Consider the following 21,677-nt stretch of genomic DNA (forward strand, 5'->3'; position numbering starts at 1 on the left):
ATCGCCTGTATCCGGGCGCCCGCGATCAGGCCCGGACGATCAACCTAGCTGGACCGCGACGCGGGGGTAAAGGCCTCACCCCGCCCTCAGGTTCTCGACCACGCTCCGCAGCACCGCCGGCAGCGGCTTGGGCCGGCGCGTTTCGGCGTCGACATAGACGTGCACGAAATGGCCGATGGCGGCGGGCTCGGCCACGCCACGACGGAAGACGGCGAAGCCGTATTTGACGCTCGACGTGCCGATATGGTCGACCTTGATCCCGACCTCGATGACATCCGGGAACGCCAGCGACGAGGTGTAGCGGCAGCCCGAATCGACCACGAGGCCGATCGATTCCTTCAGCCCCCCGCCGATGATCAGGTGGGCGTTCACCGCCGAGTCCACGAACTCGTAGAATTTGGCGTTGTTGATGTGGCCGTACTGGTCGTTGTCCGCCCAGCGCGTCGAGACCGTATGATAGGCCTTGTAGGTCGCCCGGTCGGCCAGCGGCCCCTCGTCGCGTTTCGGCATTCTGTTTTCGTCCCACGCAGCGCCGGCTTGATCGCCGATCCTCGTGCAACGCTCGGGCTTGGCCTCCGTCGCGTCAAGCGCCTATCGAAGGTGAACCGCGCGTTTCCGACGAGGCTGCTCATGACCCGGACCACCACCCGCGCCGCCGTCCTGCGCGCCATGGGCGCCGCTCGCCCCTATGCCGACAGCCGTCCGCTCTCGATCGAGACCGTGACCCTCGACCCGCCCGGCCCGGGGGAGGTCCTCGTCGCCATCAAGGCCGCGGGCCTGTGCCACTCCGACCTTTCCGTCATTAACGGCGACCGCCCCCGCCCCATGCCCATGGCCCTGGGTCACGAAGCGGCGGGCGTGGTCGAGGCGCTCGGCGAAGGCGTCACCGACCTGGTCGTCGGCGACCACGTCGTCATGGTCTTCATGCCGTCGTGCGGTCACTGCAATCCGTGCGCAGAGGGTCGCCCCGCCCTTTGCGAGCCCGGGGCCGCCGCCAATGGCAAGGGCGAGCTCCTGACCGGCGGCAAACGCATCCATCACCACGACGAAACCCTCAACCACCACCTCGGCTGTTCCGCCTTCGCCGAGCGCGCCGTGGTCTCGCGCCGCTCGCTGGTGAAGATCGACCCGGCCCTCTCCTTCGCCGAGGCGGCCCTGTTCGGCTGTGCGGTCCTGACCGGCGTCGGCGCGGTCGTGAACACGGCCCGGCTCAGGGCGGGCCAGAGCGCGGTCGTCGTCGGCCTCGGCGGCGTCGGCCTCGCCAGCGTGCTCGGCGCCCTGGCCTCAGGCGCCACGCCCGTGATCGCGGTGGACCTGTCCGAGGACAAGCTGACCCTCGCCCGCACCCTCGGTCCGGTCCAGACCGTCAATGCCGCCGATCCCGACGCGGTAGATCAGGTCCGCGCCCTGACCAACGGCGGCGCCGACTTCGTGTTCGAGATGGCCGGTTCGGTCCGCGCCCTCGAAGCCGCCTGGAAGATGACCCGGCGCGGCGGTACCACGATCACCGCCGGCCTGCCCCCGCCCGACGCCGCCCTGCCGGTCAATGTCGTCTCACTCGTAGGGGAGGAGCGCACGCTGAAAGGCTCCTACATCGGGACCTGCGTGCCCGGCCGCGACATCCCCCGCTACGTCGCCCTCTACCGCCAGGGCCGCCTGCCCGTGGACCGGCTGATGAGCGGAACCATCGCGCTCGACGACATCAACGCGGGCTTCGACCGGCTGCACGCCGGCGAGGTCGTCCGGCTGGTGGTGACCTTCTAGGTCTTCGGCGCTTCGATCGCAGCAGCCTCGGCCGCAGGATCCGCTTCCGCGGCGGGCGCCGTGGCTGCTGCCGCCGCCCTGGCCTCATCCTCGGCCTCGGCCTCCTCGACGGAATAGGTCGGGTCCTTGCCCGTGTCGCAATAGTCGAAGAAGGCGGCGATCGCGCCCTTGCCTGACTCCTTGGCGACCAGCCGCATGTCCGCGCCGCTGAGGCCCACGTCGATGGCGCCGCTGGCCTTCAGGGCGGTGATCACCGGGTGGTCGGTCGGCGCGCTCGCACCTGGCTGGAAGGTGCCCGTCGCGGTGCCCGACGTCAGCACCGCCTCCTCCTCATAGCCCCAGGTCAGTGCGACGGTTTTCGACTGCGGCAGGCAGGACATGCCGAAGACGCTGACCCCCTCGGCCCAGTCGCCGTCGCCGAAGTCCAGGTCGCCCGACCCGCCGTGCGCCACGAAATGCCAGTCATAGGTCGCCGGCACGGCGTCGCCCGAAGGCAGGGTCACCTGACCGGCCGTCGGCTCGCCTTCTCCGCGACCGGCAGGCTGACAGGCGGCGAGCGCGAGCGCGATGGCGGCGGCGGAAACGATGCGGATCATAGGGTCCTCTCTCGATCACCGTCCCCCCGACGGCAATCCAACCCTAGTCCTGCGATGGGCGCTTCGCCAAGGGCGTCACAATCGTCTAAGGCAGGGCTGAGCGACACAAAGTTCTCAAAGGAAACTCACAAATGGCGACCGAACTCTACGACCTGACCGTTCCGCCATTCTCGCGCGGTCTGCGCGCCCTGTCCGGCCTGCTCGACAAGGCCGTTGCGCATGGGAAGGAAACGGGCGTCGATCCGGACTCCTGGCTGTCGCTGCGCATCATCGACGACATGAACCCCCTGGTGAAACAGGTCCAGACCGCCTGCGACAGCCCCAAGCTCTGCCTTGCCCGCCTGTCCGGCGTCGCCGCCCCGGTTAACGACGACTCCGAAACCACTATCGCCGAACTGCAGCAGCGCATCGCCGACACCCTGGCCTATCTGGCCTCGGTGCCGCGCGACAAGGTCGATGGCCAGGAAGGCAAGGAAGTCACCCTGACCTTCCCCGGCGGCGAGATGAAATTCCTCGGCCAGCCCTATGTCACCGGCTTCGCCATGCCGAACTTCTACTTCCACCTGACCACGGCCTACGACCTGCTGCGCGGCGCCGGCGTCCCGCTCGGCAAGCGCGACTACATGGGCGCCCCGACCTGATCCGTCCGCTTGCGTACAAAGGAACCTTTGCGGTCACCGGCTCTTTCGACACCGTCAGTTTGCGGAAGAGTTGGTGTCGCGTGGTCGTCAAACAGTCTAAGGGTCGGGGCCGGCACGCCACAGTCAGCGTCAACGACCGGTCACGCCCGGGCGGCTGGCTGTTCCGCCTCTATATGGCGTGGTTCTTCAGAGGCCTGAAGAAGCGCTAGACGCGGCCCAGCAGGGCCTCGACCTCGGCCCGCGTCGGCAGCGAGGGTTGAGCCCCCGGCCGTGTCGCGGCCAGGGCCCCGGCGGCGCAGGCGAACGTCAGCGCGTCCGTCGGCTCCAGCCCGTCCAGCAGGGCCACAACGATCGCGCCCACGAAGGCGTCGCCCGCCCCCGTGGCGTCTACGGCGACGACCTCGGGCGGCGTGGCCCAGGCCATCTTGACGCCCCGGTGATACATCTCGGCCCCCCGGGCCCCCTGGGTGATCACCACCCGACCCCCGCCCCGGTGCAGCAGGTCGGCGTAGAACGCCGCCTCCCCCTCGTTGACGACGATCAGGTCGCAGCGTTTCAGCAGCGCCTCCGACACCGGCGCGGCAGGCGCCAGGTTGGCGCAGACGAACCCGACCGCCCGACCCACCGCCGCCTCGACCGTCTCGATCGGCAGCTCCAGCTGCACGATCAGCGGGCTTTCGATCCGCGCCGGCAGCTGTTCCGGCGTCACCAGATGGTTCGCCCCCGCCGCCACCACGATCTGGTTTTCGCCCGACGGATCGACCGCGATCAGGGCCACCCCCGTCGCGGCCGCGATATCGACCGCCACCCCCGACAGATCGACGCCGAAGCTCTCCATCAACGCCAGCGCCTCCTGCGCCATGGCGTCGTCGCCGACCCGGCCGATCAGGCTTGCTTCTGCTCCAAGCTTCTCGGCGGCCAGCGCCTGGTTCGCGCCCTTGCCGCCCGGATGCCGCGCGAGGGTCGCCCCCGTCACCGTCTCCCCCGCCGCCGGCAGCGACGGCGCAGACGCCACCAGGTCCAGGTTGATCGATCCGACCACGGTGATGTTCATCCGACCGCCCCCAACCGCTGGGTGATCAGGTCGAACACCCCCTGCCCGTCCGCCTCGACCGCCCACAGATGCCGGGCGCTCGCCGGATCGACGCGGAACTCCACCGCCGTATGGCCGCGCGTCAGATCGCTGTCGGTCTCGACCTCGATCCGGCAGGGCTTCAGCCGGAACAGCCCGGGCTTCAGCAGCCAGGCCACCGTACACGGATCATGCAGGGGCGCGCCCCAGTCCGGAGTGGGCCAGCCGACGATGTCCCGCTCGATTCGTTGCGAGAACCGAACCATCATCGCCGCCGTCAGGGCCGGCCCCTTGCCCACCGCCTCCAGCGCCTGGATCCGGCCCTCGGTCCCCCGCACCTGATGCGTCGCGTCGAGTCCGAACACCACCATCTCGCACGCACTGGCGAAGACCTCCGCCGCCGCGTCCGGATCGGCCCAGATATTGAACTCGGCGGACGGGGTGATGTTGCCGCCCTCGGACCGCGCCCCGCCCATGACCACCACCGGCCCCAGCCGTTCGGCCAGTCGGGGTTCGGCCCTCAGCGCCAGCGCCACATTGGTCATCGGCCCCATGACCGCCAGCGCCACCGATTTCGGCTCGGCCGCCATCACGATCCGCACCATGGCCTCCACGGCCGAACCCTCCGCCGCCGGAGCATCGGGCTCGACGGCTTCGAGATCGCCCAGCCCCTCGGCCCCGTGGAACTCGCCCGCCCCGGCCGGTTCGCGCCTCAAAGGCCGCGCCGCGCCGGCGAACACCGGCACATCCTCCCGCCCGGCGACCTGACGGATGATCCGCGCATTCCGAGTCGTGGTCCTGACCGGCACGTTCCCGCCCACCGTGGTGATCGCCCTGAGGTCCAGCTCCGGCGAGGCGAAGGCCAGCAACAACCCCACGGCGTCGTCCACGCCCGGGTCGCAGTCGATGATCAAACTCTGTCTTCTCACTCGCCCTGAATGCGGCGGGTCGCCCGTCGCCGCAACGAAAAAGGGCGCGCCGTCTCCGGCGCGCCCCCTGTCTCAGGCGATGAAGGCGGGTCCTACAGGCCCACCACCCCGCCGTCGTCCTTGGTGATCACGATCGTCGCCGAGCGCGGGCGAGCGCCCGTGCCGCCCGTCTGGCTGGCGGGCCAGAACGAGGACGGCGTCGCGGCAGAGCCGTTCTCGCCCGGGTGCTGGATGTTGACGAAGATGGTCTTGCCGTCCGGCGTCGAGTCGATGCCGGTAATTTCGCACTCCTTCGGCCCGACCAGGAAGCGGCGCAGGGTCATGCCCGGCGCCTTGCCGACGAAGGTCGATTGGGTGCGGGTCGCGCCGGTGGAGTCGGTGTTGGTGATGGTGAGCGCACCGCCGTCGCCGACATTGCCCGGCTGGGCCACCAGCATCATGCAGTTGGTCTTGTCGGTGAAGGCGCCGTCGTCGGTCTGGATCCACAGCAGCGGATTGACCAGGCCCGAGGCATTCTGCGGGCGGCCGAACCACAGGCCGTCCGGCGACGAGAAGTCATTGGTCGCGTCCAGGCCCGACAGGCTGATGTTGGCCGCGTTCAGGTCCGAGTCGGCGCCGAAGGCGTAGATGTCCCAGCGGAAGGTGGTCGCCTCGGGGTTGTCGCCCGTCTCGCGCAGACGGATGATGTGGCCGTTCGGGTTGCCGAACTGGGCCGTGTTCGTCGCGCCGCGCGGGTCGTTGTAGTGGCGCGGGTTGGCGGCATCGGTCCCGGTCAGCGGCCGCTGCGCCGCAGAGTTGTTGGTCAGGGTCAGATAGACCTCGCCGGTCACCGGGTTGACCGCCGCCCACTCCGGACGGTCCATCTTGGTGGCGCCAACGGCGTCGGCGGCCAGACGGGCGTTGATCAGGACATCGGCCTGGCTGGCGAAGGCATAGGCCGGGTTGGCGGCCGTGACCGCACCCGTGCCGAACACCAGCGGCAGCCACACGCCGTTTCCGGTCGCGTCATAGCGGGCGACATAGAGGGTGCCGCTGTCCAGATATTTGTCGCCGATCGACAGGCGGTCGGCGCTCTGGGCGTCGGCGGCGACCCAGGGGGTGGCCGAGACGAACTTGTAGAAATACTCGCCGCGCGAATCGTCGCCCATGTAGAAGACCGGACGGCGGCCGGCGACGAAGTTGGCCGGCCAGGCGCCCTCGTGGCCCATGCGACCGAGCGCCGTGCGCTTCCTCGGGATCGAGGCGGCGTCATAGGGGTCGATCTCGACGACCCAGCCGTACTGGTTCGGCTCGTTGCGGAAGTCCGCGGTCGCGTCAGAGCCGGTGGCGGAGGCGTTCCACTTGGCGAATATCGTCGAACCCGGAACCGTCGGAACCACCGAGGCCCAGCCATTGGCGCCGCCCGCGCCCTGGCTCACGCCGTAGCGGCTCAGGGCGACGACTTCCTTCGCCGTGCGGGCGGCGTTGTCCGTCGACGAGCGGCGGAAATAGCCGGCCCAGTTCTCTTCGCAGGTCAGGTAGGAGCCCCAGGGCGTATAGCCGTTGGCGCAGTTGTTGACGGTGCCGCGACCGGCGACGCCTGTCGGCGAGAAGGCGGTGCGAACCTGGACGTCGCCGCGCGCCGGACCGCGGATGTCCATGGGCGTGTTCGGGGTAATGCGGCGGTTGAAGGTGGAGTTCTGGACGTAGTTCCAGCCGCTCGTGCCCTTCAGGACCTCGATCACGGCCACGCCGTGGGCCTCGATCTCCTTGATGGCCTCGGCTTCCGGGCGGACGCCGCCGACCGAGGTGGGGCCGTTCGGGTGCAGATAGGCGGCCGAGATGTTCTCGTGGTTCATGGCCAGCAGGCCGCGGGCCGACGCGTTGTCGTCGCGCAGGCCGGTCGTCGCGCCGAGGCCGAAGAAATACAGGGCGTCGTGGTGGTCGCCGGCGCGCGAAGCGAAGTTCGTGTCCGTGCCGTTGTTGGCATAGGCAGGCGTGGCGGCGTTGATCGGGTCGCCCAGGCGATACAGGACCGAGACCGAGTAGCCGGCCGGGACGGTGACGACGTCCAGCAGGTTCTTCGCGACGGCGTTGAAGCCCAGCACCGCCGGGCTGACCGTCACCGTCGTGTTGGCCGAGGCGATGATGCTGTTCGAGCCGGAGGCGTTGAACGAGAAGACCAGCGGCGTCGCTGCGGTCACGCTCGGCGCCGTGAAGGTGGCGTTGCTGGCGTTGGCGTTCGTCAGGACGACCGTCGGACCCGAGACCTGGGTCCACAGCACGCCGGTCGAACCGGTCGAGGTCCCCGTCAGGGTCACCGTCTTGCCCGAGGTCGTGGCGCCGTTGGAGCCGGCCGAGACCGTGGCGTCCGACTTCGGCTGCTCGCTGTCGTCGTTGCAGCCGGCCAGGCCGAACAGGGCGGCGACCGAGGCCATGCCGCCCATGATCGTGCGGCGCGACTGGCGCTCCTCGATGATCGAGCCGAAGGTCGGGTTGGACGAGGTGTTCAGTTCGACGTCGCCGTCGTCATGGCTGCCGGTCAGGTGGATTTCGGACATGGTTGCTCCCCGGAATGTCTGGGGACCAGCGGTAGCGTTCGTGTTTGTGAAGTTCGTGTCCGAAATATTTCCGTTTTATATTACGAACAAGCCGGACAATACAACACAGTTACAGTTGATCCGCGACCGGATCATGCGTCCGATCAGTCGACGCAGGCCCTGACGCAGGCTTTGGCCAGGACTTCTGCAGAATCGACAAGCGGAACAGACACATCGGACGCGTCGAGCAACAGGGGAACCTCCGTACACCCCGCAATCACCGCATCGGCGCCCGCGACGTTGAGCGCCTCGGCCAGCCGCACCATGGCCGCACGATTGTCCACACCCACGTCGCCGCGCTTCACCCCATAGACGCAGGCCATGAAGGCGGCGCGGTCGTCGCCCTGCAGAACCACCGGCTTCACCCCGGCCGCCATCAGCGCCGCGACGTACAGAGCCTCGCCGCCCGGCGTCGCCAGAATGCCGATGGAGCGGGCGTCATATCCCTTCGCTTCCGCCACCGTCGCCGCGATCATGTCGATGAACGGCAGTCCAGCCGCCAAGATGCCCGGCTTCTGCGCATGGGCCGTGTTGCACGGCATGGCCAGAACCTGCGCCCCTGCCGCCTTCAGCCGTTCCGCCATCCGGCCCAGTTCCGCCTCGGCATCCCCCGGTCGCGTGTTCCGGTCCGGCACCTGGGGGTTCAGGTCCATCACTACCCGGATGTGATCTGCGTCGCCCTGCGCCGGCGTCAGCGCCTGCACCCGTGCGAGGAACGCCACCGTCGCCGCCGGCCCCATGCCGCCGAGAACCCCCAGAACCTTGCTCATCCGAGCATCGAGTCCAGTTCGCCCTGATAGCCGGCCAGGCCCTGCGCGCCGCCGGTGTGCAGGAACACCACCCGCTGCCCCTCGAACGTCCCGGCCCTGGCCAGGGCGATCAGCCCCTTCATCGCCTTGCCGGTATAGACCGGGTCCAGCAGGATCGCGTCGGTCCGCGCCGCCAGTACCAGGGCGTCGACGACGGCCTGATCGATCAGGCCGTAGCCCGCGCCGACATAGTCGCAGTCGGCCACTACCATCTCGTCCTTCACCCGATCCGGATGCCCCAGCAGGGCCGCCGTCTCCTTCGCCAGCTTCAGGACATTGGCTTCCTGCCTGTCCTTCGGCGCCCGCACCCCGATGCCCAGCACCGGAATGTCGGCGCCCAGCACCGCCAGACCGGCGACCAGACCGGCGTGAGTCCCCGCGCTGCCGGTCGCCGTCACGATCAGGTCGATGGCCAGATCCAGCTCGTCGGCCTGCACCACGATCTCGCGCGCACAGTCGACATAGCCGAGCGCTCCGATCGCGTTCGAGCCGCCGCCGGGAATGACATAGGGCTTGCCGCCGCGGGCCCGGATCTCCGCCGCCGTCTTCTCCAGCTCGGCCGGCATGTCCGATCCTCCGGGCACGGAGCGAATGACCGCGCCGAACAGCCGATCCATCAGGACATTGCCGTTATGGACATAGTCGACGGCTTTCGACCCGGTCCGCTCCTCCAGGATGACCTCGCACTTCAGACCCATGACGGCTGCGGCCGCCGCCGTCTGACGCACATGGTTCGACTGCACCGCGCCCTGGGTCACCAGGGTGTCGGCGTCCTGCTCGAACGCATCGCCCAGCAGGAACTCCAGCTTCCTCGTCTTGTTGCCCCCGCCGGCCAGCCCCGTGCAGTCGTCCCGCTTGATCCACAGGTCGATGCCCAGCGCCTGCGACAGGCCCGGCGCGGGCTCCAGCGGCGTCGGCAGATGGGCGAGGCGCACACGAGGGAAACGGGCGAGATGCATGGGGACGGCCTTTCGGTTTGTGCCTCTCCTATAGCGCCCCGCGTCGTGTGCGAAGCCTCAGGCGGCGCGCACCGGTTCAACCTCGAGCGTTTCGCGCAGCAGGGCGATGATCTCGAGGGCGGAGGTGTCGGGCGTCGCCATGAGCCGATCCAGAGCGGTCGCCGACTCTGGCCCCAGGCGCGAGCTCGCCATGCTCCAGCCCGGGAACTGCCTTTGCGTGATCGGCCTGCGGTCCAGGATGACGATGTCGCGGTGGCGCGGATCCCCGGCGAGGCGGCGCAGCAGGCCGTCCAGAACGGCCGACGGTCCCTCGATGACCTGGATAAAGCGGCCGTCGTGCGCGCCCAGCGCGCCGGTCAGTCCGTCCCGGTCATTGTTCCGCTGCGATTCGCCGAGGATCGTCGCCATGTTCAGAAGACTGTCCGTCCGCCCCGTCGCCGTACTGGCATAGAGGATTCGTTCAAGGCCGGTCATGTCGCGCTCCAAAAGGGTAGGAGTCCGTTCTGCTCCCGTAACGGTATCCGTTCGGTAAACAGTTGCAACGTAAGGGTAATGTCGAATAACCGACATAGGGGTCTAGGATGGCGCCTCCGTTTCGCAGACGGCCTGCAGCTCGGCGAAATGCTCCTCCTCCTCCGGCGCCGCCATCGCCGGCGTGGCGCGGGTGATCACCCGGGCGCCGGCCTCCAGCGTGCGGTGGACCGGACATTTGTCGGCGATGGCGAACAGCCTGCCGCGCTGCGCCTCGCTCAGCGCCCCGTCCAGGATCAGGGTCCGTTCGAACACGTCGGGCGGCGTCTCGCCGCTCCGCTTCTCGTGGCGCACCTCGACCGAGCCGCGCTCCAGCGGGATGCCCTTCAGGTCGGCATAGAGCCGCAGCGTCATCACCGTGCAGGCCCCCAGCCCCGCCGCCACCAGCTCATAGGGCATCGAACCCGAGGCCAGTCCGCCGACCGAGACCGGCTCGTCGGCCATCAGCATGGCGCCGCCCGCCTCGACCCGCGCCTGGAACTTTCCCGCCCCCGTCTCGGACACCCGCACCACCCCGTCGGCGGCCGGGACCGGCAGGGGCGTGGTCATCCCGTCGATGTAGCGAGACGCCCAGGCCGCGATCACGCTGGCCGCATAGGCCGCATCCTTGGGTTTCGACAGAAGGTGGTCCGCCGTGTCCAGCGAGACGAAGCTCTTGGGGTGTTTCGCCGCCAGATAGAGGCCCGTCGACTCGTCGATGCCGACGATCTGATCGACCGGCGAATGCAGGATCAGCAGCGCCCGCTTCAGGGCCTTCAACCGCGCCGCCTGGTCCTGGGTCTTCAGACTCTCGGCGAAGCCCGGCCCGACCGTGATCGCCTTGCCGGCCAGGGTCACGCAATGGGTCTCGCCGTGCCTAAGTCCCTCGGCCTCGGGGCCGAGCAGCTTCAGCACATGGGCCACGTCGAACGGCGCGCCGATGGTCGCCACGGCCTTGATCGTCTCCATCCGTCCCGCCGCAGCGATCGCCGCCGCCCCGCCGAGGCTGTGGCCGATCAACAGGCCCGGCGCGCAGCCATGCGCGACCATATGGGCCCCCGCCGCGACCAGATCCTCGACGTCGACGGTGAAACCCGCCGGCATGGCCGCCATGCCCAGTTCTCCGATCCCGGCGAAGTCCAGCCGCAGCGTCCCCACCCCCTCGGCCGCCAGTGCCCGGCTGATCCGCGTCGCCGCCAGATTGTCCTTCCCGCAGGTGAAACAGTGGGCGAACAGCGCGAACGCCCGCGCCTGCCCGTCCGGCCGGTCCAGCACCGCCCGTACGCGCCGTCCGTCGGCACAGTCGAAGTCGAAGGGTTCGGTGCGCATAATGGTTCTCCGGGCTGCGGCGCCAGCCATAGCATTCCTCCCCCGTCGGGGGAGGAATGGACACCTCGCAATGGCAGGCCTATCGTCCGCGCGTTCTCCCGGGGGCGGCGCTCGAGCCGCTGAGATAGGCGTAAGCGCCTGACCGGCCGAACCTGATCCGGGTCATGCCGGCGAAGGGATGAGTACGCTTCGGTCCACACGCCACAGGACCAATCTCGCCCGAGCCGGCGCGACCCTCTGCAAGCACAGAGGCCGCCATGAACATTCTCGTCACACCGCCGTCGCTCCCCGAAGAGCCCAATATCGATCTGGCGCTTAAAGACGCACGCGACGAGGTCATGCGCGAGACCGGGACCATCCCGACCGGCGAGCGCGCCGGGTCGCACAAGGTCTATGCCTCGGGCGAGCTCTACCCCGACATCCGCGTGCCCTTCCGCGAGGTGGCCCTGCACCCCTCGGCCAATGAGCCGCCGCTGACCATCTATGACTCCTCGGGCCCCTACACCGACCCGACGGTGACCATCGACATCAAGCGCGGCCTGCCCCTCGTCAAATCAAGCTGGCAGCTCGACCGCGGCGACATCGCCCCCGTCGCCGAGCCGCGCGAGGTCAAGCCCGAGGACAACGGCCACGCCGAGGGCAAACACCTCGCCCCCCGCTTCGACACCAGCCACCACAAGGTCTTCAAGGGCGTCGAGGGCCGCCCGGTCACCCAGTACGAATACGCCAACGCCGGCATCATCACCCCCGAGATGGAATACGTCGCCATCCGCGAGAACCTGCGCCGCGAACAGTCCGCCCCCTGCATCCGCGATGGCGAGGATTTCGGCGCCTCCATCCCCGACTTCGTCACGCCCGAGTTCGTGCGTCAGGAGATCGCGCGCGGCCGCGCCATCATCCCGCACAACATCAACCACCCCGAGGTCGAGCCGATGATCATCGGCCGCAACTTCCTGGTGAAGATCAACGCCAACATCGGCAACTCGGCCGTCCTGTCCTCCGTCGACGATGAAGTGGATAAGTTGGTCTGGGCCACCCGCTGGGGCGCCGACAACGTCATGGACCTGTCGACGGGCCGCAACATCCACAACATCCGCGACTGGATCATCCGCAGCTCCAGCGTCCCCATCGGCACCGTCCCGATCTATCAGGCCCTGGAGAAGGTCAACGGCGTGGCCGAGGACCTGAACTGGGAGGTGTTCCGCGACACCCTGATCGAACAGGCCGAACAGGGCGTCGACTATTTCACCATCCACGCCGGCGTCCGCCTGCCCTTCGTGCCGATGACCGCCAAACGCGTCACCGGCATCGTCTCACGCGGCGGCTCCATCATGGCCAAATGGTGCCTGTCGCATCACCGCGAGTCCTTCCTCTACGAGCATTTCGAGGACATCTGCGACATCATGCGGGCCTATGATGTGTCGTTCAGCCTCGGCGACGGCCTGCGCCCCGGCTCCATCGCCGACGCGAACGATGAGGCCCAGTTCGCCGAGCTGCGCACCCTCGGCGAGCTCACCAAGATCGCCTGGGCCAAGGGTTGCCAGGTCATGATCGAGGGCCCCGGCCATGTGCCGATGCACAAGATCAAGGCGAACATGGATGAGCAGCTGAAACACTGCCACGAGGCGCCCTTCTACACGCTCGGGCCCCTGACCACCGACATCGCCCCCGGCTACGACCACATCACCTCAGCCATCGGTGCGGCCATGATCGGCTGGTTCGGCACGGCCATGCTCTGCTACGTCACGCCCAAGGAGCATCTGGGCCTGCCCGACCGTCAGGACGTCAAGGACGGCGTCATCACCTACAAGATCGCCGCCCACGCCGCCGACCTCGCCAAGGGCCACCCCGCCGCCCGGCTGCACGACGACGCCCTGTCGCGCGCCCGGTTCGAGTTCCGCTGGGAAGACCAGTTCAACCTCGGCCTCGACCCCGAAACCGCCCGCAAATACCACGACGCCACCCTGCCCAAGGAGGCCCACAAGACTGCCCATTTCTGCTCCATGTGCGGCCCGAAATTCTGCTCGATGAAGATCAGCCAGGACATCCGCCGGGACGCGGCGGCGCAGAACGACGCCGGGGGTTCGCTGGCGGAGGCGGAGGCCGGGATGGCGGAGATGTCGGCGAAGTTCCGGGCGGGGGGGAGTGTGGTGGAGGTGAAGGTGTGAGGGCTCAAGCCTTCACGCCGGTATTGCAGAATGGGTGCGCCAGCTGGAGGTTACCGTTCCATCGCCATAGTCATTTTCGATCCATGCACGAAGAGCACTGAAGCCTATGCCCACTCTCCTCCTCCTCGCCAGTCCGAACGTGGCCGGGAAGACCCCCTTCATCAACGGCTTCCTGGGTCAGAGGGCGGAGGCGTTCCGGTCTGTGAACCCGGACGCGGTCTCCCTCTCCCGGCGGGAGAGGGCTTGAGCGCCTGAGAGCCGTCAGGCGATCAGACTTGCGCAAAAGGGTGAGGGGTTGGCGGGTCCGTCGGCGTGAGCCGTCGCACGGACGGCGACCCAACTTCAGGCAGTAGCCCCTCACCCTTTCGGCTTGCGGCGCGCTTCGCTTGCCCAGCCTCAAGCCCTCTCCCGCCGGGAGAGGGTCGCCGTTGATCCTCCCTCTCCCGGCGGGTGGAGGAGGATCGCATGCGATCCGACGACGGGCTTGAGCGCCTGAGAGCGCCAGCGATCAGACTTGCGCGAAAGGGTGAGGGGTTGGCGGGTCAGTCGGCGTGAGCCGTCGCACGGGCACTGCTTGCGCCGACTTCAACGGATGCCCCTCACCCTTTCGGCTGGCGCATCGCTCCGCTCTGGGAGCCTCAAGCCCTCTCCCGCCGGGAGAGGGTCGCCGTTGATCCTCCCTCTCCCGCCGGGAGAGGGGTAAGGATTGAGAGGGTCACAACAAACCCAACACCCTCGCCCTGTCCCGGATCGCGTCGTCGATGCGCCACGGTTCGGCCAAGGCGGTCTCATTCGTGAAGCGCACGACCGTCCAGCCCAGCGCCTCGATCTCGGTCTGGCGGACGTAATCGCGCAACACGACATCGTCGCGCTCGTGGACGCCGCCGTCGATCTCGATCACCGGGCGCAAGGCCACGCAGGCGAAGTCCACCGTATAGCGGCCGATGTCGTGCTGGCGCCGGACCTTGATCCCGTCGACCGCACCGCCCCTCAGCCGCGACCAGACGCGCTGTTCGGCCAGGCCGGCGGATTGGCGGAGAGCAGGGGCTCGCGACATGACCGGAGATTGCAACGCTCTCTCGATGCACGGGAAGCGGAAACTACGTTCCTTCCCTTCTCCCGGCGGGAGAAGGTGGCCGCGTAGCGGACGGATGAGGGGTTGGCCTGTCCGTCGGCGCAAGCCGCCGCACCGACGAAGACACGGCTCACGCCGACTTCAAACGCCAGCCCCTCACCCTTTCGGCTGGCGCATCGCTACGCTCCGCGAGCCTCAAGCCCTCTCCCGCCGGGAGAGGGAATCCCCCCATACCCATCAACGGATCGTCTGAATCCGCCTTTGAAATCAACGCCCGGCTCTAATGAGAGCCGTTTTACCCATCACCCCTGAAAACGGCCTCACACTGTTGCCCCTTCAACGGGAGCCACAACCATGACCGAGGACGAACACTCCACCCCCACAGGCCTGCGCGCGGCGCCGCCCGACGTGTGGGATGCGGTTCGGGACGACTATCTGGCCGGGATGTCAGGGCCCGACTGTTGCCGACGGCACGGGGTGACGCTGGCGGCGCTGCGGGCGCGGGCGTCGCGGCATGGATGGCGGCGGGCGGATCAGCCGTGGCGGCCGCCCCACACCCTGGACCCGTGGGACGAGGGGATGGAGCTCGAAGACAAGATCGGCGGCGACATGAACATGATCGACTTCGGCGACCTGCCCCATGTCGCCTCGTCGCGGATGGCGCGGGCGATCCTGCGCGGCGACGCGGTCGGGGCCCTGCGCTGGCACCGGGTGCATCACCTGGTTCAGGAGGACGACGACGACCTGCGTCGCTGGATCGAGACGGAGGACCTGCGCCAGCGCCGGGCCGAATGGGAGGCGGACCGCGACGCCCGGCTCGCGGCCGAGGACGAGGCCGAGGCCCTGGCTCAGGAGGCGCGCGACTCTGTCGACTCTGTCGAGTCTGTTTTGGAGTCGCGCCCTGAGGACGACGACCTCTGAAACCCGAACTGACTTGACGCAGGGGTCCTCGATCCGCGATCCCCAAGCCAGAGCCCGGAGCCCCATCATGCCCATCGACCGCGTTTCCGTCCTGAAAGCCCTCGAAGCCCAGGGCGTCTGCCCGGTCTTCTACAATCCCGACCCCGAGGTCGCGCTGAACGTGATCCGGGCCTGTGCGCGCGGCGGGGCGCCGGTGATCGAGTTCACCAACCGGGGCGACTTCGCCGTCGACCTGTTCGCCGAGATCGCGAAGGAGCTGGCCCGGACGGATCCGGACATCGTCCTGGGCATCGGCTCGGTGCTCGATGCGGGGACGGCGGCGATGTATCTGAACCGGGCGGCGCGGTTCGTGGTCTCTCCGGCGCTCGTGCCCGAGGTGGCGACGGTCTGCAATCGCCGGATGGTGGCCTATTTCCCCGGCTGCGGCTCGGTGCGCGACATCACCGAGGCCCACGCTTTGGGCTGCGACATCATCAAGCTCTTCCCGGGCGCCAGCGTCGGCGGGCCGGACTTCGTCAAGGCGGTCATGGGGCCCATGCCGTGGACCAGGATCATGCCGACCGGCGGCGTCGACCCCGACGCCGCCTCCATCGCTAAATGGTTCGGCGCCGGGATCGTGGCGGCGGGCATGGGCTCAAAGCTCGTCACCGACGCGGCGGTCAAGGCGGGCGACTGGGCCGGGATCGAGACCTCGGTCCGGGGCGCCGTCGACGCGGTGGCGGCGTTCCGGGCGGGTCGATAATCCTTCTCCCTCCCCCTCGGGGGAGGGTCGGCGATGCGGAGCATCGGCGGGGTGGGGACGACCAGGCGAGGTGGCGCAAATCCTGCGTTGTTTCGCCTTGCCGCCCCCACCCGGTCGCTGCGCGACCACCCTCCCCCGCAGGGGGAGGGAGAAGGTTCGGCCTAGCTCAGCACCACGATGGCCACGCGCCGGTTCTGGGCGCGGCCCTCGGCGGTGGTGTTGTCGGCGACCGGCGCCTCCTCGCCATAGGAGATGGTCGCCATCCGGTTCAGGGCGATGCCCTGGCGGCTCAGCGAGCGACGCACGGCCTCGGCCCGGGCGGCGCCCAGCTGGTCGTTGTAGGCCTCGGGTCCGGCGGCGTCGGTATGGCCCTGGATCTCCAGGTAGACGTTGACGTTCTCGGCCTTCAGCCGGGTCGCCAGCTCGGTCAGACGGGCCTCGGCCTCGGGCGACAGGGCGTCGCGGTCCGACGGGAATTTGACGGAGTCATCCGACAGGACGACCTCGTACATGAATTTGCCCTCGGCCAGCTGCTGGGCCGCGGTGGCGCGCTGCAGGGCGTCGTTGGCGGTGCCCGCGACCTCGGTCACCCGGGCGTCGGTGGCGTTGACGCGGCTGTCGACCACGGCGACCTCCTCACGCACGAAGCCGCGCGTGGCGACACAGCCGCTGAGGATCAGGCCGGCGGCGAGGACGACGCCGGTCATCAGGACGGGGCGCAGGTTGGCGTGGGGGAATGCGAGGGTCTGGGACTGGATCAAGGGGATCTCCTGAGGGGCCGGTGCGCCACTTCCGAACGTCGCGCAGTTGTGATCAGGGTGGCGCCGAAAGGCCCAGGCATGACCGGCATGCGGCATGATTCCGGCACCTTGGCCGTAAGGATTGGGGCCAAGGCAGGCCTCAGGGCGGTCACGATCCTGACGCGAGGGGGTGGTCTCTCACAGGCGATCGGGCGTGTGATGCGTCGCCTCCACGGGCCTGTCTGTGCCGCCAAGCGTCGAAAGCGAAACGGGAAAACGGCCTTCGGGCCCTGCCCCCAGGCGGCGCTCGCGCCGCGCCTGGGGGCCCGGGGTGGCGGTCAGTCTGATCGCCCATGCGACGGTGCTGCTGGCCTTCCTGACCGTCGCCCCGACCCCGAAGATTTTTTCCGTGGAGCCGCCGCCCGAACCGATCATCGTCTCCCTGACCCCTCCCCCACCGCCCCTGGCCGTCGCGGAACCCGACCCCCCGCCGGGCGCCGCCGTGCCCTCACAGGCGGCCGAACCGCCCGCTCCGGCCGCCCTCGCCCCGACCCCGCCGAGGCCCCGGCCGCCCCCCGCGCCGCGCCCCCCGCGCCCGGCCCCGCCCGAGGTCGAGCCCCTGTCTGTCGCCCCCGCCCCGCCGGGCCCGGCGCCGGCCCCTCCTCCCGCCGGCCTCACCCAGGCCCAGCTCGCCGGCGCGGCCACGGCGGGGTCCGGCTCGGGCGGCGGAGGATCTGGAGAGGCCGGTGGCGGGGGCGGCTCGGGGACCGGAGCGGGCCGTTGCGACATGATCCGGCGGGTGCAGGACGCCCTGCGAGACAACCCCGGCGTGGTCGCCGCCGCCGGCCGCGCCCATCACGCCCTGCCCGCCTCCCGGCGCGCTCTGCTGGTCTGGGACGGAGACTGGGTGATGAATCCGGGCGAGGAAGGCCGCGGCCTCGCGGGCCTGCGTCAGGCCATCGCCGTCGCCATCGCCTTCGCCCCCGCGCAGTGTCGCCGCCAGTCGATGAGCGGTCTGGTCCTGCTGACCCTCGCCGACGGCTCCGATGCGCCGCGTCTGGCGCTGGGTCAGGGTCAGTGGCGCTGGTCGGACCACACCGGCGCGCGCTGAGCGGTGCGGTCTCAGGCGCCTGCCAGAACACCGGCAGCACCACCAAGGCCACGATCGCAATCATCGCCCCAGGGACCCAGTTCGCCCCCGTCACCTCGATCAGCCACTGCGCCAGCCAAGGGGTAAAGCCTCCAAACACAGCCGTCGCCGAGGTCGCCCCGAGCGCCAGCCCCGTCAAACGACCCTCGCCCGGGAACTGCTCCGCCGTCGCCACAGCCCCGACCGCGCTCACCCCGCCCGCGACGCAGGCCAGAACCACCGCGCCCAGCAGCGCCCCGTTCTGTCCGCCCACAGCCATCAGCGAGAACATGGCGGCGGGCATGGCGGCGGCGCACAGGGCCAGGGCGATCAGCACCGGCTTCCTGCCCCAGCGGTCCGACAGCATCCCGGTCAGGGGCGTAATCAGGATGACCACCACCGCCCCGATCGTCGCCAGCCACAAGGACACCGTCTCCCCCAACCCGCCCGTCGAGGTCAGGAAGACCGGCACATAGGTGATGCCGACATAGTAGGTGATCGACCCCAGTGCCGAGATGGCGAAGGCGCGCGCGATCCCCTTCCGGTGATGCCTCAGGGTGTGCAGCAGGGGACTGGCCGGCACGGTCCCTGCCTTCTTCTGCCGCTCGAGGTCCGGCGATTCCTGCATCGTCGACCGGGCCAGCCAGACGCTCCCGGCCAGCAGCGCCCCGACCACAAACGGGATCCGCCAGCCCCAACTGTCCAGGTCTGCCGGGCTCAGCAGGTGTGCGGTGACCGCGCACACCCCCACCGCCAGCAGCGCCCCGATCTCGCTCGCCGCCGAGGCCGAGGATGCGATCAGCCCGCGCCGGTGACGCGGCGCGCCTTCCAGCAGATAGGCGACCACGCCCGTGTATTCCCCGCCGACCGAGAACCCCATGACGCAGCGGACCAGCAGAAGGGCGACGCCGGCCGCCGGTCCGATCAGGCTGTAGGTGGGCAGGGCGGCCGTGACGATCATCGCCGCCGTCATCAGGGCGACTGAGAGCAGCATCGTATGACGCCGCCCGAACCGGTCGCCGATATGGCCGAACATCACCGCGCCGATCGGCCGCATCAGATAGGCCACGGCGAACCCGCCGAGCGTGATCAGCAGCGACGCCTCCCCGCCGCCGAAGAAGACCCGCGAGAGAACGGTGGCCAGATAGAGATAGAGGGTGAAATCATACCACTCGACCACGGTCGAAAAGGCCGCGATGGCCATCGACCGTTTGGTCATGGGCTGGTGGTCGAGATCGTCCGTGTCCGTCATCCGCAGCCCCCGGTGCTCACGAACCACCGTGGCCCGGACTTGCGCCGGAATTGAAACCGGGCGCGGCCGTGTCCGGCCGCGCCCGGTCATCTCACGTTAACCTCAAGCCAGGTCGAAGCGGTCCGCGTTCATCACCTTGGTCCAGGCCGCCACGAAGTCTTCCACCAACTTCCCGGCGCTGTCCGACTGGGCATAGACCTCGGCCAGGGCCCGCAGCTGGGAGTTCGACCCGAACACCAGATCGACCCGGGTCGCCGTCCACTTCGGTTGGCCGGTCGCACGGTCGCGGCCCTCGAACTCGATCTCCTCGTCCGAGGTCGCGGTCCACACCGTGGCCATGTCCAGCAGGTTGACGAAGACGTCGTTGGTCAGCTGTCCGGGGCGGTTGGTGAAGACCCCATGCTGGACGCCGTCGGTGTTGGCGTTCAGCGCGCGAAGCCCACCCCACAGCACCGTCATCTCGGGCGCCGTCAGGGTCAGCAGCTGCGCCCGGTCGATCATCATCTCCTCTGCCGTCAGGCTGAACTGGCCCCGCTGATAGTTGCGGAAGGCGTCAGCCTCCGGCTCCAGCACCGAGAAGGACTCGATGTCGGTCTGGGCCTGGGAGGCGTCAGCGCGGCCGGGGATGAAGGGAACCTCGACATCATGGCCGGCTGCCCGGGCCGCCTGCTGCACCCCGACCGAGCCGGCCAGCACGATCAGGTCGGCCAGGGACACCGTCTTGCCGCCGGCGTTGAAGTCGCGCTGAATTCCTTCCAGCACGCCCAGGACCTTCGACAGCTGGGCCGGCTGGTTGACCGGCCAGTTGCGTTGCGGCTCCAGCCGGATGCGCGCGCCGTTGGCGCCGCCCCGCTTGTCCGATCCGCGGAAGGTCGAGGCCGAGGCCCAGGCCGTGGCCACCAGTTCCGTCACACTGAGGCCCGACGACATGATCCGGGCCTTCAGCGCCCCGACATTCGTAGCATCGATCAGCGGCCCATCGACCGCCGGGATGGGATCCTGCCACAGCAGTTCCTCTTGCGGCACCAGCGGGCCGAGGTAGCGGTCCTTCGGCCCCATGTCGCGGTGGGTCAGTTTGAACCAGGCGCGGGCGAAGGCCTCGGTCAGCAGGGCCGGGTTGTCGTGGAAACGCCTGGAGATCGGCGCATAGATCGGGTCCTTGATCAGGGCCAGGTCGGTGGTCAGCATCATCGGCTTGACCCGCTTGCCGGCTTCATGGGCGTCGGGCGCCAGGTCGGCGTCGGCGATGTCCTTCGGCGTCCATTGATAGGCGCCGGCCGGGCTCTTGGTCAGCTCCCAGTCATACTTGAACAGCAGGTCGAAATAGCCGTTGTCCCAGGTCGTCGGGTGGGCCGTCCAGGCGCCCTCGAGGCCAGAGGTGATGGCGTGCTTGCCCTTTCCGCTTTCCCAGCTGTTCTTCCAGCCTAAGCCCTGTTCCAGAATGCCGGCGCCCTCGGGTTCGACCCCGACATGCTTGGCATCGCCGGCGCCGTGCGCCTTGCCGAAGGTGTGGCCGCCGGCGATCAGCGCGACCGTCTCCTCGTCGTTCATGGCCATGCGGGCGAAGGTCTCGCGGATGTCCCTGGCCGAGGCCAGCGGATCCGGCTTGCCGTTCGGACCTTCCGGATTGACGTAGATCAGACCCATCTGGACGGCGGCCAGCGGCTTATCCAGCTCGCGCTCGCCCTGGTAGCGGTCGTCGGCCAGCCACGTGTCCTCGGCGCCCCAGTGGATGTCCTCCGACGGCTCCCACACGTCCTCGCGGCCGAAGCCGAAGCCGAAGGTCTTGAAGCCCATCGTCTCCATCCCGACGTCGGCTGACAGGATCATCAGGTCGGCCCAGCTGACCCGGTTGCCGTATTTCTGCTTGGTCGGCCACAGCAGGCGGCGCGCCTTGTCGAGGTTGCCGTTGTCCGGCCAGGAGTTCAGCGGCGCGAACCGTTGCGTCCCGGACCCCGATCCGCCGCGCCCGTCGCCGGTGCGATAGGTCCCGGCCGAGTGCCAGGCCATGCGCACGAAGAACGGCCCATAGTGACCATAGTCCGCGGGCCACCAGTCCTGGCTGTCGGTCTGGAGGGCCCGCAGGTCGGCCTTCAGCGCCTCGATGTCCAGCTTCGCGAACTCATCCCGGTATTTGAAAGTCGGCGCGAACGGGCTGGTCAGCGACGAATGCTGGGACAGGATTTTCAGGTTCAACTGGTTCGGCCACCAGTCGCGGTTCGAGCGTCCGCCGAAGCTGGTGTGGAACTGCACGCCATGGCGCAGCGGGCATTTGGTGGTGGGCTCGACGAGGTCGCTTCCGTCCATGGGCATGGTTCTTCTCCGGTCGGGTCCGAGTTGGGGGCGAATGAGTAACAGACCTCGGTCGAAAACTTAAGTCGATTAAACTGATGGTCAGGATCGATGGAGGTTATGGCACGAAAAAGGGCGGCGGGATCGCTCCCACCGCCCTCCGCCTTCAA

The 21,677-nt window shown here is 68.9% G+C and carries 19 protein-coding genes and 1 riboswitch; of the genes, 5 read left to right on the top strand and 14 right to left on the bottom strand.

Translation table 11 applies throughout. From position 1 onward, the window contains the following. Nucleotides 1–75 precede the first annotated feature (75 nt). Nucleotides 76–510 (bottom strand): acyl-CoA thioesterase, encoded by a 435-nt coding sequence (locus tag ACP7AU_RS03285; RefSeq protein ID WP_426037091.1) that lies wholly within the window; start codon nucleotides 508–510, stop codon nucleotides 76–78. A gap of 120 nt (nucleotides 511–630) precedes the next feature. Between ACP7AU_RS03285 and ACP7AU_RS03290 the strand changes: the two genes are divergently transcribed. Further along, complete coding sequence (locus tag ACP7AU_RS03290; protein WP_426037089.1) at nucleotides 631–1,764, top strand: zinc-dependent alcohol dehydrogenase family protein; 1,134 nt, start codon at nucleotides 631–633, stop codon at nucleotides 1,762–1,764. Here ACP7AU_RS03290 and ACP7AU_RS03295 read toward each other — a convergent pair. Then, nucleotides 1,761–2,360, bottom strand: a complete 600-nt coding sequence (locus ACP7AU_RS03295; protein WP_426037087.1) for a hypothetical protein — start codon at nucleotides 2,358–2,360, stop codon at nucleotides 1,761–1,763. The two genes, ACP7AU_RS03290 and ACP7AU_RS03295, sit on opposite strands and share 4 nt — an antisense overlap. 131 nt (nucleotides 2,361–2,491) lie before the next feature. On the opposite strand from ACP7AU_RS03295, the gene ACP7AU_RS03300 reads away from it, so the two are divergent. Continuing rightward, the gene (locus ACP7AU_RS03300; protein WP_426050512.1) at nucleotides 2,492–3,001 is read left to right on the top strand and encodes a DUF1993 domain-containing protein; all 510 of its coding nucleotides are present in this window, start codon (nucleotides 2,492–2,494) and stop codon (nucleotides 2,999–3,001) included. Nucleotides 3,002–3,206: 205 nt separating this feature from the next. Here ACP7AU_RS03300 and ACP7AU_RS03305 read toward each other — a convergent pair whose 3' ends face one another. The 7 genes from ACP7AU_RS03305 to ACP7AU_RS03335 form a co-directional block, all read right to left on the bottom strand. Then, nucleotides 3,207–4,055, bottom strand: coding sequence for a ribokinase (locus tag ACP7AU_RS03305; RefSeq protein WP_426050513.1), 849 nt, complete (start codon nucleotides 4,053–4,055; stop codon nucleotides 3,207–3,209). Continuing rightward, nucleotides 4,052–4,987: a nucleoside hydrolase gene (locus tag ACP7AU_RS03310; protein WP_426037079.1), complete on the bottom strand. Its 936-nt coding sequence runs from the start codon at nucleotides 4,985–4,987 to the stop codon at nucleotides 4,052–4,054. The genes ACP7AU_RS03305 and ACP7AU_RS03310 overlap by 4 nt, the downstream gene beginning before the upstream one ends. 107 nt (nucleotides 4,988–5,094) lie before the next feature. Then, the gene (locus tag ACP7AU_RS03315) at nucleotides 5,095–7,542 is read right to left on the bottom strand and encodes an alkaline phosphatase PhoX (protein ID WP_426050514.1); all 2,448 of its coding nucleotides are present in this window, start codon (nucleotides 7,540–7,542) and stop codon (nucleotides 5,095–5,097) included. Between the two features lie 143 nt (nucleotides 7,543–7,685). Beyond that, entirely contained in the window at nucleotides 7,686–8,351 is a 666-nt protein-coding gene (locus tag ACP7AU_RS03320) for an aspartate/glutamate racemase family protein (protein WP_426037075.1), read from the bottom strand. Further along, complete coding sequence (locus tag ACP7AU_RS03325) at nucleotides 8,348–9,349, bottom strand: D-cysteine desulfhydrase (protein WP_426037073.1); 1,002 nt, start codon at nucleotides 9,347–9,349, stop codon at nucleotides 8,348–8,350. Before ACP7AU_RS03325 ends, ACP7AU_RS03320 begins: the two co-directional genes overlap by 4 nt. A gap of 57 nt (nucleotides 9,350–9,406) precedes the next feature. Next, the gene (locus ACP7AU_RS03330) at nucleotides 9,407–9,823 is read right to left on the bottom strand and encodes a BLUF domain-containing protein (RefSeq protein WP_426050515.1); all 417 of its coding nucleotides are present in this window, start codon (nucleotides 9,821–9,823) and stop codon (nucleotides 9,407–9,409) included. A 102-nt stretch (nucleotides 9,824–9,925) separates the two neighbouring features. After that, nucleotides 9,926–11,188: an OsmC family protein gene (locus ACP7AU_RS03335; protein ID WP_426050516.1), complete on the bottom strand. Its 1,263-nt coding sequence runs from the start codon at nucleotides 11,186–11,188 to the stop codon at nucleotides 9,926–9,928. 89 nt (nucleotides 11,189–11,277) lie between these two features. Further along, nucleotides 11,278–11,384: riboswitch (TPP riboswitch) on the top strand. A 142-nt stretch (nucleotides 11,385–11,526) separates the two neighbouring features. On the opposite strand from ACP7AU_RS03335, the gene thiC reads away from it, so the two are divergent. Continuing rightward, nucleotides 11,527–13,356 carry a phosphomethylpyrimidine synthase ThiC gene (thiC, locus tag ACP7AU_RS03340; RefSeq protein WP_426050553.1) on the top strand — a complete coding sequence of 610 codons (1,830 nt, stop codon included), beginning with the start codon at nucleotides 11,527–11,529 and terminating at the stop codon, nucleotides 13,354–13,356. Between the two features lie 715 nt (nucleotides 13,357–14,071). Here thiC and ACP7AU_RS03345 read toward each other — a convergent pair. Beyond that, entirely contained in the window at nucleotides 14,072–14,413 is a 342-nt protein-coding gene (locus tag ACP7AU_RS03345) for an endonuclease domain-containing protein (RefSeq protein ID WP_426050517.1), read from the bottom strand. A 372-nt stretch (nucleotides 14,414–14,785) separates the two neighbouring features. Between ACP7AU_RS03345 and ACP7AU_RS03350 the strand changes: the two genes are divergently transcribed. Next, entirely contained in the window at nucleotides 14,786–15,352 is a 567-nt protein-coding gene (locus tag ACP7AU_RS03350) for a hypothetical protein (protein ID WP_426037065.1), read from the top strand. A 67-nt stretch (nucleotides 15,353–15,419) separates the two neighbouring features. Then, nucleotides 15,420–16,094: a bifunctional 4-hydroxy-2-oxoglutarate aldolase/2-dehydro-3-deoxy-phosphogluconate aldolase gene (locus ACP7AU_RS03355; protein WP_426037063.1), complete on the top strand. Its 675-nt coding sequence runs from the start codon at nucleotides 15,420–15,422 to the stop codon at nucleotides 16,092–16,094. Nucleotides 16,095–16,255: 161 nt separating this feature from the next. Here the strand turns inward: ACP7AU_RS03355 and ACP7AU_RS03360 are convergent, their stop codons facing one another. The 4 genes from ACP7AU_RS03360 to katG form a co-directional block, all read right to left on the bottom strand. Continuing rightward, nucleotides 16,256–16,801 carry an OmpA family protein gene (locus tag ACP7AU_RS03360; RefSeq protein WP_426037722.1) on the bottom strand — a complete coding sequence of 182 codons (546 nt, stop codon included), beginning with the start codon at nucleotides 16,799–16,801 and terminating at the stop codon, nucleotides 16,256–16,258. A gap of 231 nt (nucleotides 16,802–17,032) precedes the next feature. Then, entirely contained in the window at nucleotides 17,033–17,539 is a 507-nt protein-coding gene (locus tag ACP7AU_RS03365) for a hypothetical protein (protein WP_426050518.1), read from the bottom strand. Beyond that, nucleotides 17,509–19,215 (bottom strand): MFS transporter, encoded by a 1,707-nt coding sequence (locus ACP7AU_RS03370; protein ID WP_426050519.1) that lies wholly within the window; start codon nucleotides 19,213–19,215, stop codon nucleotides 17,509–17,511. Before ACP7AU_RS03370 ends, ACP7AU_RS03365 begins: the two co-directional genes overlap by 31 nt. A gap of 102 nt (nucleotides 19,216–19,317) precedes the next feature. Further along, the gene (gene katG, locus ACP7AU_RS03375; RefSeq protein ID WP_426050554.1) at nucleotides 19,318–21,522 is read right to left on the bottom strand and encodes a catalase/peroxidase HPI; all 2,205 of its coding nucleotides are present in this window, start codon (nucleotides 21,520–21,522) and stop codon (nucleotides 19,318–19,320) included. Nucleotides 21,523–21,677: the final 155 nt, after the last annotated feature.

This window comes from Brevundimonas sp. SL161, from assembly GCF_049896985.1.
Lineage (GTDB): Bacteria > Pseudomonadota > Alphaproteobacteria > Caulobacterales > Caulobacteraceae > Brevundimonas.